Here is a 15,467-nt window from a genome sequence, read left to right on the forward strand (position 1 = left end):
GGGACAGGGCGGGGCCAAGCGGGACCGCATCAGGCTGGCGGAGTGCCAAGCTGGGCCGGGCCGCTGGACCGGGCCGAGCGGGATAGCGCAGGACCGGGGCGGGACAGGCTGGACGACCGGGCCAGGAGGCGGGTCAGTGGGCACGCCGCGACACCCTCGGCTGGCCCGGTCGCCCAGCTCGCGTGACAGTGAGCCGTTCCGCTTGTCGAACTTTCGGTGGTGGCGTCGGCCGCACACGGTCATGTTCCACGTGAAACACGTCTGCAGCGCAAGGTTGCGGCGACCCATCGGGAACATCGAAATTTCAGCCGATCTGGCGGTAGGCAGCTACACCCAACCAGTTTTGTCACGTTACGAAACGTGAATTACCGCTTTCGCGCCTTCTTCTCCGCACCCGCAATCTTTCGCGCACCCCGACGGGTCGGTCGCTCGGCGCGGGGGAGGAGTTCGGCATTGATGACGAGTGTCGGCACCTCGACGATGCCCGCGCCGCAACCGACGACGCGGAGGTCGGTCGCTCCGTCGCGGATCAGTTCGGCGCCGTCGCGTTCGAGTTCCTCGGCGGCGCTCGTGCCCTTGAGGGCGAGCATCCGTCCGTGGTCGCGGAGGAGGGGGAGGGACCAGTGGGCGAGTTTGGCGAGGGGGGCGACAGCGCGGGAGGTGACCACGTCGGCGCCGCCTGCTTCCTTGATGACGCCGGACTGCTCGGCCCGGCCGCGCACCACGGTGACGTTCTTCAGCCCGACCTCGTCGACGAACTCGCTCAGGAAGATGGTCCGGCGCAGCAGCGGTTCCACGAGGGTGATGCGGAGGTCCGGCCGCGCGATCGCCAGCGGGATTCCCGGGAGGCCCGCGCCGCTGCCGACGTCGACGACGGACGCGCCCTCTTCGATCAGTTCGCCGACCACCGCGCAGTTGAGGATGTGCCGCTCCCAGAGGCGGGGGACCTCGCGGGGGCCGATGAGTCCGCGTTCCACGCCGGCGGTGGCCAGCGCCGCACAGTAGCGGCGGGCGAGGTCCAGGCGGTCGCCGAATACCCGCGCGGCAACGGCCGGGGGTTCCAGGTCGGCGGTCTGCGCACCCAGTTCTCGTTCCACGTGAAACATCCTTCCGAGTGGTGATCGATTCTCAGCAGGGCATGAATAAGGCCCCCGGTCCGAGACCGGAGGCCCTACTCACACTCTTCGTGGGCGGTGTCAGCCTACTCGGGCACGACCACCACATGACGATTCGGCTCGACACCTTCGCTCTCGCTGGCCACGCCATCGATGTCGGCGACGGCGTCGTGCACGATCTTGCGCTCGAACGGGGTCATCGCGGACAGCGCCTCGGGCTTGCCCGACTCCAGCACCCGCTTGGCCGCGGCGACGCCGAGCTCGCTCAGATCGCTGCGCCGCTGCGCGCGCCAGCCGGCCACATCCAGCATCAAGCGGCTGCGCACGCCGGTCGCCTGCTGCACCGCGAGCCGGGTGAGCTCCTGCAGTGCGTCGAGAACTTCACCGTTGCGTCCGACGAGCTTGGTCAGATCACGACCGCCGTCGATGCTCACGACGGCACGGTCGCCCTCGACATCGAGGTCGATGTCGCCGTCGAAGTCGAGCACGTCCAGCAGCTGCTCGAGGTAGTCGCCGGCGATCTCGCCCTCTTCGATCAGCGCTTCCTCAGCGTCGTTCACGACGTCAACAGTCGTCGCCACAGTGGCGTCCCCTCCGTCGGTCTCGGTCTCAACAGTCATTGGATTCCTCTATCCGATCGCCACTCAGCGCTTACGCTTCTGGTTCGCACGGCCGCGGTTACCCGGCCGCTTCTGGCCTCCCGGCCTGCGCTGACCGCCACCCTGCTTGGCGGTCTGCTTGGCGGTGCCGTTGGTCGCGGCGGTGCCGTTGGTCGACGAGTCGTCGGTCGCGGCGTCCTGTGGACGCTTGCGGACGTCGACCGGTTTGGCGCCGGGCTTCGGCGCGTTCTGCGCCCGCTGCTCCAGCTTCTTCGCCTTCTTCTCTTCCTCTTCCTTCTCCATGCGGCCGAACACCAGGTGCTGCTGACCGTAGGTCCAGATGTTGTTGGCCACCCAGTAGATCAGGATGCCGATCATCAGGAAGGGGCCACCGACGAGCACGCCGAGCGGGAAGACCCACAGCGACAGCTTGTTCATGATGGCGGCCTGCGGGTTCGCGGCGGCTTCCGGCGTCTGCCGGTCGACGGAGGCGCGAGCGTTGAAGTGCGTCGCCAGACCGGCGATCACCATCAGCGGGATCGCGACGAGCGCGATGGTGAGCTTGGTCGGGGTGCCGCCCCACTCGGCGAAGGCTTCCAGTTCGCTCTGCGGCATCGTGATGAACGACGCGATCGGCGCACCGAAGATGCGGGCGCTCAGGAACGACTGGACGTCGGTCGCGGAGAAGATGTAGTTCGGGGTGTGCGCGTTGTCGTACGCGGACATACCGAGCTGGCCGAAGCCGTGGCCGGTGCGGTTGAACGAGCGCAGCACGTGGAAGAGACCGAGGAACACCGGCACCTGCACGAGGACCGGCAGACAGCCCATCAGCGGGTTGAAGCCGTGTTCCTTCTGCAGCTTCTGCATCTCCCGCGCCATGGTCTCGCGGTCGTTCTTGTACTTCTTCTGCAGCTCCTTGATCTGGGGCTGCAGCTCCTGCATCTGCTTGGTGGTACGTACCTGCTTGACGAACGGCTTGTAGAGCACGAGCCGCAACGTGAAGACCAGGAAGACGATGGCAAGGCTCCAGGCGAGCCCGCTGTCGGCGCCGAACACGAAGCCGAAGGCTTTGTGCCAGAACCACAGAATCGCGGATACCGGCCAATAGATGATGTCGAGCACGGCTCTAGGTACTCCCGTCGTTCGTATCGCCGATCAGCGCGGGCGATGACTTTGTGCAGGCATTCGACCCGCGCTCTGGCACGGGATCCCACCCTCCAGGGTGCCAGGGCGCGCATTTCGCGAGGCGCACGACCGTCAGCACCGACCCGACGAGCAGGCCGCGGGTGCGCAGGGCGGTCACCGCGTACTCACTGCAGGTGGGGGTGAACCGGCAGATCGGCATCCGGGTGGGGGAGACATAGGTCCGGTACAGCTCGATCAGGAAGATCAGCGTGTTCGCGGGGAGCCGGAGCAGCGTCCTCATCGCCGCTCACCGACCGGGGTGCGACCGAGCGCGGGCTCCGGTGCACTGCGCAAGCCGAGCTTGCGTAGTCCGGTGCGCAGCTGGCGCAGCAACTCGGCGGAGTCGGCGGTGGCCGCCCCGGGCAGCGCCCGGATCACCACATCGGTACCCGCGGGCAGTTCGTCGACGACCTGGGCGCACATATGACGCAGGCGGCGGGCCACCCGGTGGCGAACCACCGCGTTACCCACCGCCTTGCTCACAATCAACCCGAACCGCGGCCCACCGATCCGGATCAGGGAATCGACGTCGGCGACATCGTCGTACGTATGCGTGAACGCATGTACGACGAGATCTCGCCTCCCGATTCGCTGACCGCGGCGCACCGTGCGGGAGAATTCGGCACGGTGGTGCAACCGATACGGCTCAGGCAACACCCCGAGCGTCCGACTGGCGCTATCAGGCAGTCAGTTCGGCACGGCCCTTACGGCGACGCGCCGAAACGATGGCGCGACCCGCACGGGTGCGCATCCGGAGGCGGAAGCCGTGCACGCGCGCCCGACGACGGTTGTTCGGCTGGAACGTCCGCTTGCCCTTGGCCACGGTCAACACTCCTCGAGTTGGTGGGCACCGTACGGCGCCCGAAGTCTGTTCAATGATTCGGATGTCTGCGCAGCGGACCGCGGTCTACACGCAGAAAGCCTTGGCGATCGACGTGCAGCACAGAGCCGCCACCGCGCCAAGGGGTGACTGTACGAGGGTACTGATACCGCCAGGCAGGGTCAAACTCGGCCCCCGGACACGGGTGCCGGGCACGATCTCCAGGTTACCGGACGCCATCGGACGGCCCCGAGCTGGGCCGACCTGGGACGACACGCCCGGGACGCACTGACGCAGCGGGGGAGTTTTCGTGAGTTCGTCCACACCTCTGGCCTTCTGCGGCGGCGACGGCTAACCTCTGTAGCCGGGGGATTGCTGAAGAACCGCAGGTCCAGCCCCATTCACTGCCACACGCTGGCAGATTCCCCTTATCCCCAGGTTTGTCCACATCTGTGGATAATTGTGTGGAAAGACGGCCCGAGTGGCATATTCGTAGGGCCGACGGTGCCCGCGCCGCACTCGGAGATTCTGGGACCGCACGGCGTTCGAACCGGCTTCGGTTGTACGCAGGATTACTGGATTCCACCTGTTCACAGGTGGTTGCCGGCGTGCTCCCGGCCGTGGGCCCCAACGAACCGGTTCCGGGGAGGACGCTGCATGGACGACGAGCAGAATGTGCTGGCCACTGTTTGGCCGGAGGTGGTTGCCGAGCTCACCACCGGCTCCGCCGACGGCGCCATTCCCGCGGTCAGCCGCGCCCAGCAGGCCTGGCTGAAGCTGGTCAAACCGCTCACCGTCGCCCAGGGCTTCGCGTTGCTGTCGGTTCCTTCGTCGCTGGCACAGGAGGCGATCGAGCGCGATCTGCGTGAGCCCATCCTGCGTTCGCTGGGCCGCAGGCTCGGGCCGCAGGTGGAAGGACTCGGTGTTCGCATCGCCGCGCCGAGCCCGGCCGCGGGGGAGCGGGCGGGTAGTTCGCCCCGGCACGCCAGGATGACCAGCAGGCCGGAGCGGCCGCGGGAGCAGGCGCGTCCGCCCTCGGGCTACCCCGGCCCCGATTTCGGCGTCCCCGACTACGCCGCGCGCGGTGAGTACGGCAGGCCGCGCTACGGCGCGGGCGAGTACCCCGGCGGTGCCGGCGAGTACGGCAACGACTACCCGGCCGGCGCGGAGTACCCCGCCACCGGCGACTACGGCTCGGGTTACGGCGGCCGCGACTACCCCGGGCAGCCGGGCGAGTACGGCGAGCGCCCCGACTATCAGAGCCACCGCGAGTACCCGGCCGACACCGAGTACCGCCAGCCCGACACCGACTACCGTCAGCCCGAGCCGGAGTACCGCCAGCCCGAGCCCGAGTATCAGCAGCAGCCAGACTTCCCGCAGCAGGCCGAGTACGCGCAGACTCCGGACTATTCGCAGAACCCGGAGTTCGGTGCCGAACGCCCCGAGTTCCCCGGTACCGATTTCGAACCGACCGCGGTGTACCCGGTGCCTGACTACGCCGGCGGTGAGTTCGGCGGCCGCGGCGAGTTCCGTGGCGGCCGCCCCGAGCCGCGCCCGGCCGAGCCCGCCCAGCAGGCCCGGCGCGAGCCGAGCGGTTCGCCGCGCCGCGAGCACATCCCGCCCGGCCAGGAATCGCTGTTCACTCCCGACCCGCCGCCGCAGCGCGCGCCGAGCCGCGGCCGGGCTCCGCAGCCGGAGGAGCCGCTCGCCGCGCGCGTCGAAGAACCCGTCGTCGAGGCGGCGCCCGAGCCGCTGCGGCCGGGCACGCCCGGTGCCGAGCCGGCCGAGGACGAGCCGGTGGTCGACGCCCGCAACAACTGGCCGACCTACTTCAACAAGTCGCCGGAGGCGCCGCCGCAGGCTTCGTCCTCGGCGAGCCTGAACGCGAAGTACACCTTCGAGACGTTCGTCATCGGCGCGTCGAACCGGTTCGCGCACGCGGCCGCGGTCGCCATCGCGGAAGCGCCCGCCCGGGCCTACAACCCGCTGTTCGTCTGGGGCGCTTCGGGTTTGGGCAAGACGCACCTGCTGCACGCGGCAGGCCACTACGCGCAGCGGCTGTTCCCCGGCATGCGGGTGAAGTACGTCTCCACCGAGGAGTTCACCAACGACTTCATCAACAGCCTGCGCGACGACCGCAAGGTCGCGTTCAAGCGGCGCTACCGCGAGACCGACATCCTGCTGGTCGACGACATCCAGTTCATCGAGGGCAAGGAAGGCATCCAGGAGGAGTTCTTCCACACCTTCAACACCCTGCACAACGCGAACAAGCAGATCGTGGTCTCCTCGGATCGCCCGCCCAAGCAGCTGGCCACCCTGGAGGAGCGGCTGCGGACCCGCTTCGAGTGGGGCCTGATCACCGACGTGCAGCCGCCCGAGCTGGAGACCCGCATCGCGATCCTGCGCAAGAAGGCGCGGATGGACCGGCTCGATGTGCCGCACGACGTGCTCGAGCTCATCGCCAGCCGGGTGGAGCGCAATATCCGCGAGCTGGAGGGCGCGCTGATCCGGGTGACGGCCTTCGCTTCGCTCAACGGCCAGCCGCTGGACCTGTCGCTGGCCGAGGTGGTGCTGCGCGATCTCATGCCCGACACCGCGGCGCTGGAGATCAACGCGGCGACGATCATGGCCGTCACCGCCGAGTACTTCAACACCACGCTGGAGGAACTGACCGGGCCGGGCAAGGCGCGCCCGCTCGCCCAGGCCCGCCAGATCGCCATGTATCTGTGCCGGGAGCTCACCGATCTCTCGCTGCCCAAGATCGGCCAGGCGTTCGGTCGCGACCACACCACGGTGATGTACGCGGAGAAGAAAGTGCGCAAGGAGATGACCGAGCGGCGCCGCGTCTACGACCAGGTGCAAGAACTCACAGCCCGGATCAAACAACGCTCCCGCTGATTTCATCCCCAACCCCGAACACCGCCCTGACCTGGGGCGGTGTTCTTTTTTGCCCTGTGGATTCCTCGAGGAATCCCTGTGGAGTCCTCGAGGAATCCACCGCTTGTGCACCGGTTGGCGCACAGGGCCTGGGGACCGATCTGGGAGTGTTCACTCACAGGGAGTTGTCCACATCGTCCACAGCTCGATCCATGCACACCTCCACGGCCGGGCGGACCTGCGGCGACGCTGGATCCGTCCTGTGGATTCCTCGAGGAATCCGTGTGGAGTCCTCGAGGAATCCACCTGGTTGCCACCACCCTGCCCCGACGTGTGAACAACCGGGTGAATCCGGTGGAACAACTCGAGGACTACTCGAGGATGAAAATGGGACAACTTCGCGCGTCCACAGTCGCGCCCGGTTCATCCTCGAGACACCCCACGGCCATCCCCATGCCGACGTGCCCGCTGACCTGCGGATTCGGGCGAAGTCCACAGATTCCACAGTGCCTACTACTACTTCAGTTCTTTCTTCTAGAGAGATCTCTTCAAAACAGGGTGTGTGGAAAGTCGGTCGGACAGGCTCGGCTCGGTCGGTGCTCCACTCACAAGCGGCAAGGAGGAGAGGGGACAGGGCAGAGAGCCTTCGCTCGGCCGGGAGGGTCGATGCGGACTTCCCGCGATGCCCGGGTACCGTTTGGTTGTCGGCTGGTTGTGCGAGACTCAGTGCGCGGCCGACGCAGCATCTGACTCCGCTGAACACCCCGCACACGGATTCGAAACTCGGAGAGGACAATCGGGCGATGGAGCTTGCGAGCATGAAGTTTCGGGTCGCCCGAGAGGATTTCGCCGAGTCGGTGGCCTGGGTGGCGCGCAGCCTGCCCTCCCGTCCTCCTGTGCCTGTTCTGGGCGGTGTGCTGCTGGTGGCCGACGAGAACGGCCTGACGGTCTCCGGCTTCGACTACGAGGTCTCCGCGCAGATGCGGGTGGCCGCCGAGGTCGCCGGTCCCGGCCAGGTGCTGGTCTCGGGCCGGCTGCTCGCCGACATCACCAAGGCGCTGTCGAACAAGCCGGTCGATGTCTCCGTCGACGGCACCCGCGTACTCATCGCCTGTGGCAGCGCCAAGTTCTCCCTGCCGACCATGCCGGTCGAGGACTATCCCCAGCTGCCCGAGGTGCCGCAGCAGACCGGCGAGCTCGGTGTCGACGTGTTCGGTGAGGCCGTGGGCCAGGTCGCCGTCGCCGCGGGCCGCGACGACACGCTCCCGATGCTCACCGGTATCCGGGTGGAGATCGAGGGCAACGACGTGGTGCTGGCCGCCACCGACCGCTTCCGGCTCGCCGTGCGTCATCTGCAGTGGCAGCCCACCCGCCCCGACATCGAGACCGCCGTGCTCATCCCGGCGCGCACGCTGTCCGAGGCCGCCAAGACCCTCGGCGCCACCGACGCGCCCGTGCAGCTGTCGCTGGGCACCGGTGGCGGCGCCGACGGCCTGCTCGGCATCGTCAACGCCGGTCGCCGCACCACCACGCGCCTGCTCGACGCCGAATTCCCCAAGTTCCGCCAGTTGCTCCCCAAGGAGCACACCTCCATCGCCACGCTGCCCGTCGCGGCGCTGTCCGAGGCGATCAAGCGTGTCGCCCTGGTGGCCGAGCGCGGCGCACAGGTGCGGCTCGAGTTCTCCACAGACGGTGTGCTGCTGTCGGCGGGTGGGGACGACGCGGGCCGCGCCGAGGAATGGCTGGAAGCCGATTTCCGCGGTGAGCCGCTGACCATCGCGTTCAACCCCGGCTACCTCACCGAGGGCCTGTCGGCGCTGCACGCGGACCGGGTGACCTTCGGGTTCACCACCCCCAGCCGTCCGGCCGTGCTGCTGCCCGCCTCCGACGAGGAGCCCAAGGTGCTGGAGTCCGGTGCGTTCGCCGCGCTGGAGAGCCAGTACATCTACCTGCTGATGCCGGTCCGGCTGCCCGGCTGAGCCGGCCCGCGTAACCCGGCATGTTCATTCGTGCGCTGTCGGTCCGTGATTTCCGGTCGTGGGAACATGCCGAACTGGAGTTGTCCCCAGGGCGCACGGTGCTGTTGGGGGCGAACGGCAACGGCAAGACCAACCTGCTCGAGGCGATCGGGTATCTGGCGACGCTCGGTTCACACCGCGTCTCCGCCGACGCTCCGCTGATCCGGATGGGCGCGACGCAGGCCAGGATCGGGGCGACCGTGGTCAACACGGGCCGCGAACTGCGCGTCGACGTGGAACTCAAGCAGGGCAGTGCCAACCGGGCCCAGATCAACCGGTCGCCGGTGCGCCGGTCCAGGGAGATCCTCGGGATCCTGCAGACGGTGCTGTTCGCGCCGGAGGATCTGTCGCTGGTGCGCGGCGATCCGGGGGAGCGGCGCCGCTTCCTCGACGAGTTGTGCACAGCCCGGCTGCCCAGGCTGGCCGGCGTCCGCGCCGATTACGACAAGGTACTGCGGCAGCGTTCGGCACTGTTGAAAACCGCTGGGCGCCATGTGCGTTCCCGTGCCGATCTGAGCACCCTGGACGTGTGGGACGGGCATCTGGCCGAGCACGCGTCGGTGCTGCTGGCGCAGCGATTGCGCCTGGTCCACGACCTGTATCCGTATCTGGCGCAGGCGTATCGATCGATCGCGCCCGAATCACGTCCCGCCGCAATCGCTTACCGGTCGAGCTATCTGCCGCCCGAGTTGCTCGACCCGGCCAGGGAGCCCGGCGCCGACGATGTGGCGCTGCTGCACGAGATCGTGCTGCGCGAGTTGTCCACAGCCAGACCGAGGGAACTGGAACGGGGCGTGTGCCTGGTCGGCCCGCACCGCGACGATCTCGAGCTGCTGCTCGGCAGCGCGCCCGCGAAGGGGTTCGCCAGTCACGGTGAGTCCTGGTCGTTCGCGCTGGCGCTGCGGCTGGCCTCGTTCGAGCTGCTGCGCAGTGCGGGCACCGAGCCGGTGCTGTTGCTCGACGACGTGTTCGCCGAGCTGGACCGGCGCAGGCGGACCGCGCTGGCGGAGGTCGCCGCGGGCGCGGAGCAGGTGCTCATCACGGCGGCGGTTGCCGAGGACGTGCCCGCCGAGCTGGCCGCCGAGCCGCTGCGGGTGCAGACCACCGGGGAGGCCGACCGGCGTACCTCGCGGATCGTCGCCGAACAATCCGAAGATATGCACAGATAGCGATAGTTATCAACAGCAACCTGTGGAAAACCGGCAACATGCTGGACATATGCCGGATCGGCTCGCTCGGCGTTGTCGGGCACCCGGCGTAGACTCACTGCGCACTCGGCCAGCATCGACACCGGAAGGCGGAACCGAGGTGAGCGAACAGCCGGAACCGGAGCTGCGCGGGATCGACCTGGCCCGCCGCGCGCTGGAGGAGGCGAGGGCCGCGGCCAAGGCCAGCGGCAAGTCGGTCGGCCAGGGCCGGGCGTCGCCGGTGCGCAAGCTGCGCGCGGGCGGACGCAGGCGCACCGGCTGGTCCGGCGCCGGTCCCGATCCGCGCGATCCCCAGCTGTTGTCCGCGCTCACCGGCTCGATCGCGAAGAGTCGTGGCTGGTCGGGCAAGGTGGCCGAGGGCATGGTGTTCGGCCGCTGGTCCGGGGTGGTCGGCGAGGACATCGCGGCGCACGCCACTCCGGTGACGCTGGAGGGCGGAGTCCTCAAGATCGCCGCCGAGTCCACCGCGTGGGCCACCCAGCTGCGCATGCTGCAGCCGCAGATCCTGGCCAAGATCAACGCCGCGGTCGGTCAGGGCGTGGTCACCTCGCTGCGGATCACCGGCCCGGCCGCGCCGAGCTGGCGCAAGGGCGAACGGCACATCAAGGGCCGTGGGCCGCGCGACACCTACGGATAGCCGGGCGGTGACCGGGCCGAGTTGCCTTGGGGCGACGTCGCTCCCGGCCCCGGAGTTTTGTACATGTGGACAAAACCTGTGGATAACTCGGTCGCGGTGCCCGCGGTGCTCGATCCCGTTTCACGTGGAACCGCCGAACGCAAGTCTCACGCCAGTTCTGCCGGGCGGAAATCTCCGGGAGGCCGACGCTTATCGCAGTGGATCGATTTCTCGCATTCACGGCGGCGTCAGGGGTGTCGTAGGTGCACTGTAAGTTGGGCTTACCAGTAGGATGGTGACGTAACCAGCGGCGAACCCTCGACGCGTGCTGTGCAGTCCGCGTGCTGCCCGATCGCTGCGACAGGGATCAGCAAGTAAGGAGAGCTACCGAGAAGTGGCTGCCAACGACTCCAACGCATCGGGCAACAAGCAGGGCTACGGTGCCTCCTCCATCACGGTCCTCGAAGGCCTCGAAGCGGTGCGCAAGCGCCCTGGCATGTACATCGGTTCCACCGGTGAACGCGGCCTCCACCACCTCATCTGGGAGGTTGTGGACAACTCGGTCGACGAGGCGATGGCCGGCCACGCGACCCGGGTCGACGTGACCCTGCTGGCCGACGGTGGCGTCGAGGTCGTCGACGACGGCCGCGGTATCCCCACCGCCATGCACGCGCAGGGCATCCCGACCGTCGAGGTCGTCATGACGCAGCTGCACGCGGGTGGCAAGTTCGACTCCGACGCGTACGCCGTCTCCGGTGGTCTGCACGGCGTCGGTATCTCGGTGGTCAACGCGCTGTCGAGCAAGCTGGAAGCCGAGATCGACAACGACGGCTACCACTGGACCCAGGTCTACAAGGACGCGAAGCCGGGCAAGCTGGTCCAGGGCGAGGCGACCCAGCGCACCGGCACCACGATCCGGTTCTGGGCCGACCCGGAGATCTTCGAGACCACCACCTACAACTTCGAGACGGTCTCGCGCCGCCTGCAGGAGATGGCGTTCCTGAACAAGGGACTGACCATCACCCTGACCGACCAGCGGGTCAGCGAGTCCGACGTCATCGACGAGGTGGTCAGCGATACCGCCGAGGCGCCCAAGCACGCCGAGGAAGGCGTCGAGAAGCCGGTCGAGCACAAGGTCAAGACCAGGACCTACCACTACCCGGGCGGTCTGGTGGACTTCGTCCGCCACATCAACCGCACCAAGCAGGCGATCCACAACTCGGTCGTCGGCTTCACCGGCAAGGGCACCGGCCACGAGCTCGAGGTCGCGATGCAGTGGAACTCGGGCTACTCCGAGTCGGTCCACACCTTCGCCAACACGATCAACACCCACGAGGGCGGCACCCACGAAGAGGGCTTCCGCGCGGCGCTGACCACGGTGGTCAACAAGTACGCCAAGGAGAAGAAGCTCCTCAAGGAGAAGGACGGCAACCTCACCGGTGACGATATCCGCGAGGGCCTGGCCGCCATCGTGAGCGTCAAGGTCGGCGAGCCGCAGTTCGAGGGCCAGACCAAGACCAAGCTGGGCAACACCGAGGTCAAGTCGTTCGTGCAGCGTGCCTGCAACGAGCACCTGACGCACTGGTTCGAGGCCAACCCGGCCGACGCGAAGACCATCGTGCAGAAGGCGGTGTCCTCGGCGCAGGCCCGCGTGGCCGCGCGCAAGGCGCGGGAGCTGGTGCGCCGCAAGTCCGCCACCGACCTGGGCGGCCTGCCCGGCAAGCTGGCCGACTGCCGGTCCAAGGATCCGAGCAAGTGCGAGATCTACATCGTCGAGGGTGACTCCGCCGGCGGCTCGGCCAAGTCCGGCCGCGACTCGATGTACCAGGCGATCCTGCCGCTGCGCGGCAAGATCATCAACGTCGAGAAGGCCCGCATCGACCGCGTCCTCAAGAACAACGAGGTCCAGTCGATCATCACCGCGTTCGGCACCGGCATCCACGACGAGTTCGACATCGCGAAGCTGCGCTACAACAAGATCATCCTGATGGCCGACGCCGACGTCGACGGCCAGCACATCGCGACGCTGCTGCTCACGCTGCTGTTCCGGTTCATGCGACCGCTGGTCGAGCACGGTCACGTGTTCCTGGCCCAGCCGCCGCTGTACAAGCTCAAGTGGATGCGGTCGGATCCGGAGTTCGCCTACTCCGACCGGGAGCGCGACGCGCTGCTCGAGGCCGGTCTGGCCGCGGGCAAGAAGATCAACAAGGACGACGGCGTCCAGCGCTACAAGGGTCTGGGCGAGATGAACGCCAAGGAGCTGTGGGAAACCACCATGGATCCGTCGGTGCGGGTGCTTCGTCAGGTGACGCTCGACGACGCCGCCGCGGCGGACGAGCTGTTCTCCGTGCTCATGGGCGAAGACGTGGAGGCACGTCGCAGCTTCATCACCCGCAATGCCAAGGACGTCCGCTTCCTCGACGTGTAGCCGGCGCTGCGCTCTGCCGAGCGCGCCCGCGCACCATGTCATGCCCTCGAAGGAGATTTGATGACTGAGACCACGCTGCCGCCCTCCGGTGGTGCGGGCGACCGGATCGAACCGGTCGACATCCAGAACGAGATGCAGAGCAGCTACATCGATTACGCGATGAGCGTGATCGTGGGCCGCGCGCTGCCCGATGTGCGCGACGGCCTCAAGCCGGTGCACCGCCGCGTGCTCTACGCGATGTACGACAACGGCTACCGCCCCGACCGCGGTTACGTGAAGTCTGCCCGCCCGGTCGCCGAGACCATGGGTAACTACCACCCGCACGGCGACGCCTCGATCTACGACACCCTCGTGCGCATGGCGCAGCCCTGGTCGCTGCGCTACCCGCTGGTCGACGGCCAGGGCAACTTCGGTTCCCGCGGCAACGACGGCGCGGCCGCCATGCGATACACCGAGTGCCGTCTCACGCCGCTGGCGATGGAGATGCTGCGCGACATCGACAGCGAGACCGTCGATTTCGTGCCGAACTACGACGGCCGCTCGCAGGAGCCCACCGTGCTGCCCGCGCGCGTGCCCGCGCTGCTGATGAACGGCAGCAACGGCATCGCGGTCGGCATGGCGACCAACATCCCGCCGCACAACCTCAACGAGCTGGCCGAGGCCATCTACTGGGCGCTGGAGAACTACGACGCCGACGAGGAGACCACCCTCGCCGCGTGCATGGAACGGGTCAAGGGCCCGGACTTCCCGACCTCCGGCCTGATCGTCGGCGGCCAGGGCATCCAGGACGCCTACACCACCGGCCGCGGCTCGATCCGCATGCGCGGTGTGGTGGAGATCGAAGAGGGCAACCGCGGTCAGACGCAGATCGTCATCACCGAGCTGCCCTACCAGGTCAACACCGACAACTTCATCAACTCGATCGCCGAGCAGGTCAAGGACGGCAAGATCGCGGGTATCTCCGATATCCACGACGAGTCCTCCGACCGTGTCGGCATGCGCATCGTGGTGACGGTCAAGCGCGACGCGGTCGCCAAGGTCGTGCTGAACAACCTGTACAAGCACACCCAGCTGCAGACCAGCTTCGGCGCGAACATGCTCTCGATCGTCGACGGTGTGCCGCGCACGCTGCGCCTGGATCAGATGATCCGGCTCTACGTCGACCACCAGTTGGAAGTCATCGTCCGGCGCACCCGCTACCTGCTGCGCAAGGCCGAGGAACGGGCCCACATCCTGCGCGGCCTGGTCAAGGCGCTCGACCTGCTCGACGAGGTCATCGCGCTGATCCGCCGCTCGGCCAACACCGACACCGCGCGCACCGGCCTGATGCAGCTGCTCGAGATCGACGACATCCAGGCCACCGCGATCCTGGACATGCAGCTGCGCCGCCTGTCGGCCCTGGAGCGCCAGCGCATCATCGACGATCTGGCCAAGATCGAGCTCGAGATCGCCGACTACAAGGACATCCTGGAGAAGCCGGAGCGCCAGCGCGCGATCGTGCGCGACGAGCTGGCCGAGATCGTCGAGAAGTACGGCGACGACCGCAGGACCAGGATCATCGCCAACGACGGTGACGTCGCCGACGAGGATCTGATCGCCCGCGAGGACGTGGTCGTCACGATCACCGAGACCGGCTACGCCAAGCGCACCAAGACCGACCTGTACCGCTCGCAGAAGCGCGGCGGCAAGGGTGTGCAGGGCGCGGGCCTCAAGCAGGACGACATCGTCAAGCACTTCTTCGTGTCCTCCACCCACGACTGGCTGCTGTTCTTCACCAACAAGGGCCGCGTCTACCGGGCCAAGGCCTACGAGCTGCCCGAGGCCAACCGGACCGCGCGCGGTCAGCACGTGGCGAACCTGCTGGCGTTCCAGCCGGACGAGAAGATCGCCCAGATCATCCAGCTCAAGACCTACGAGGACGCGCCGTACCTGGTGCTGGCGACCCGCGCGGGCCTGGTGAAGAAGTCCAAGCTCACCGATTTCGACTCCAACCGCTCCGGCGGCATCGTCGCGGTGAATCTGCGTGACGACGACGAGCTGGTCGGCGCGGTGCTCTGCTCGGCCGACGACGATCTGCTGCTGGTCTCGGCGCACGGCCAGTCGATCCGGTTCTCCGCCACCGACGAGGCGCTGCGTCCGATGGGCCGCGCCACCTCCGGTGTGCAGGGCATGCGTTTCAACGCCGACGACGAATTGCTCTCGCTCAATGTGGTCCGCGAGGAGACCTACCTTTTGGTGGCGACCGCCGGTGGGTACGCCAAACGTACGGCGATCGAGGAGTACACCGCGCAGGGTCGTGGCGGAAAAGGCGTATTGACAATTCAGTACGACCCGAAACGTGGCAGCCTGGTCGGTGCGCTCATCGTCGACGACGAGGACGAGTTGTACGCGATCACTTCCAGTGGTGGCGTCATCCGCACCGCAGCAAAGCAAGTTCGGAAAGCTGGACGCCAGACCAAGGGCGTGCGATTGATGAACCTCGCGGATGGCGATACCTTGCTAGCGATCGCGCGCAACGCCGACGAGCCCGATCCCGATCAGCTCACCGGCGACGCGGCTTCGGAGCAATAACCCAAACAGCGGCGGCAACGAACGGATCTG

Annotated in this window: 12 protein-coding genes; 6 read left to right on the forward strand and 6 right to left on the reverse strand. The window is 67.6% G+C overall.

Annotated elements, in window-relative coordinates; translation table 11 throughout:
- Positions 1 to 365: 365 nt before the first annotated feature.
- The 6 genes from rsmG to rpmH form a co-directional block, all read right to left on the reverse strand.
- Positions 366 to 1,106 (reverse strand): 16S rRNA (guanine(527)-N(7))-methyltransferase RsmG, encoded by a 741-nt coding sequence (gene rsmG, locus EL493_RS03735; protein ID WP_019050120.1) that lies wholly within the window; start codon positions 1,104 to 1,106, stop codon positions 366 to 368.
- 95 nt (positions 1,107 to 1,201) lie between these two features.
- Complete coding sequence (locus tag EL493_RS03740; RefSeq protein ID WP_022566609.1) at positions 1,202 to 1,735, reverse strand: Jag family protein; 534 nt, start codon at positions 1,733 to 1,735, stop codon at positions 1,202 to 1,204.
- A 24-nt stretch (positions 1,736 to 1,759) separates the two neighbouring features.
- Positions 1,760 to 2,836, reverse strand: coding sequence for a membrane protein insertase YidC (gene yidC, locus EL493_RS03745; RefSeq protein ID WP_019050122.1), 1,077 nt, complete (start codon positions 2,834 to 2,836; stop codon positions 1,760 to 1,762).
- 4 nt (positions 2,837 to 2,840) lie between these two features.
- Positions 2,841 to 3,140 carry a membrane protein insertion efficiency factor YidD gene (gene yidD, locus EL493_RS03750; RefSeq protein ID WP_019050123.1) on the reverse strand — a complete coding sequence of 100 codons (300 nt, stop codon included), beginning with the start codon at positions 3,138 to 3,140 and terminating at the stop codon, positions 2,841 to 2,843.
- Positions 3,137 to 3,556 carry a ribonuclease P protein component gene (gene rnpA, locus EL493_RS03755; RefSeq protein WP_022566608.1) on the reverse strand — a complete coding sequence of 140 codons (420 nt, stop codon included), beginning with the start codon at positions 3,554 to 3,556 and terminating at the stop codon, positions 3,137 to 3,139. Before rnpA ends, yidD begins: the two co-directional genes overlap by 4 nt.
- Before the next feature lie 22 nt (positions 3,557 to 3,578).
- Entirely contained in the window at positions 3,579 to 3,722 is a 144-nt protein-coding gene (rpmH, locus tag EL493_RS03760) for a 50S ribosomal protein L34 (RefSeq protein WP_005516618.1), read from the reverse strand.
- 654 nt (positions 3,723 to 4,376) lie between these two features.
- Between rpmH and dnaA the strand changes: the two genes are divergently transcribed.
- The 6 genes from dnaA (at position 4,377) to gyrA (ending at position 15,437) form a co-directional block, all read left to right on the forward strand.
- Positions 4,377 to 6,617: a chromosomal replication initiator protein DnaA gene (dnaA, locus tag EL493_RS03765; RefSeq protein WP_019050125.1), complete on the forward strand. Its 2,241-nt coding sequence runs from the start codon at positions 4,377 to 4,379 to the stop codon at positions 6,615 to 6,617.
- A 782-nt stretch (positions 6,618 to 7,399) separates the two neighbouring features.
- Entirely contained in the window at positions 7,400 to 8,575 is a 1,176-nt protein-coding gene (dnaN, locus tag EL493_RS03770) for a DNA polymerase III subunit beta (protein WP_019050126.1), read from the forward strand.
- A gap of 20 nt (positions 8,576 to 8,595) precedes the next feature.
- Positions 8,596 to 9,783, forward strand: a complete 1,188-nt coding sequence (recF, locus tag EL493_RS03775) for a DNA replication/repair protein RecF (RefSeq protein WP_019050127.1) — start codon at positions 8,596 to 8,598, stop codon at positions 9,781 to 9,783.
- A gap of 139 nt (positions 9,784 to 9,922) precedes the next feature.
- On the forward strand, positions 9,923 to 10,459 hold the full coding sequence (locus EL493_RS03780; RefSeq protein ID WP_019050128.1) for a DUF721 family protein: 537 nt from the start codon (positions 9,923 to 9,925) through the stop codon (positions 10,457 to 10,459).
- 373 nt (positions 10,460 to 10,832) lie between these two features.
- The gene (gene gyrB, locus EL493_RS03785; RefSeq protein ID WP_019050129.1) at positions 10,833 to 12,866 is read left to right on the forward strand and encodes a DNA topoisomerase (ATP-hydrolyzing) subunit B; all 2,034 of its coding nucleotides are present in this window, start codon (positions 10,833 to 10,835) and stop codon (positions 12,864 to 12,866) included.
- 60 nt (positions 12,867 to 12,926) lie between these two features.
- Positions 12,927 to 15,437: a DNA gyrase subunit A gene (gene gyrA / locus EL493_RS03790; protein ID WP_019050130.1), complete on the forward strand. Its 2,511-nt coding sequence runs from the start codon at positions 12,927 to 12,929 to the stop codon at positions 15,435 to 15,437.
- The last annotated feature ends 30 nt before the right edge of the window (positions 15,438 to 15,467 follow it).

It is taken from the genome of Nocardia asteroides, from assembly GCF_900637185.1.
In the GTDB taxonomy this organism is placed as follows: Bacteria; Actinomycetota; Actinomycetes; order Mycobacteriales; family Mycobacteriaceae; genus Nocardia; species Nocardia asteroides.

Excerpts from the sequence above, each read along its gene's own strand:
- rsmG (WP_019050120.1), bottom strand. The coding sequence starts at position 1,106 with ATGTTTCACGTGGAACGAGAACTGGGTGCGCAGACCGCCGACCTGGAA.
- EL493_RS03740 (WP_022566609.1), bottom strand. The coding sequence starts at position 1,735 with ATGACTGTTGAGACCGAGACCGACGGAGGGGACGCCACTGTGGCGACG.
- yidD (WP_019050123.1), bottom strand. The coding sequence starts at position 3,140 with ATGAGGACGCTGCTCCGGCTCCCCGCGAACACGCTGATCTTCCTGATC.
- dnaA (WP_019050125.1), top strand. The coding sequence starts at position 4,377 with ATGGACGACGAGCAGAATGTGCTGGCCACTGTTTGGCCGGAGGTGGTT.
- dnaN (WP_019050126.1), top strand. The coding sequence starts at position 7,400 with ATGGAGCTTGCGAGCATGAAGTTTCGGGTCGCCCGAGAGGATTTCGCC.
- recF (WP_019050127.1), top strand. The coding sequence starts at position 8,596 with ATGTTCATTCGTGCGCTGTCGGTCCGTGATTTCCGGTCGTGGGAACAT.
- gyrA (WP_019050130.1), top strand. The coding sequence starts at position 12,927 with ATGACTGAGACCACGCTGCCGCCCTCCGGTGGTGCGGGCGACCGGATC.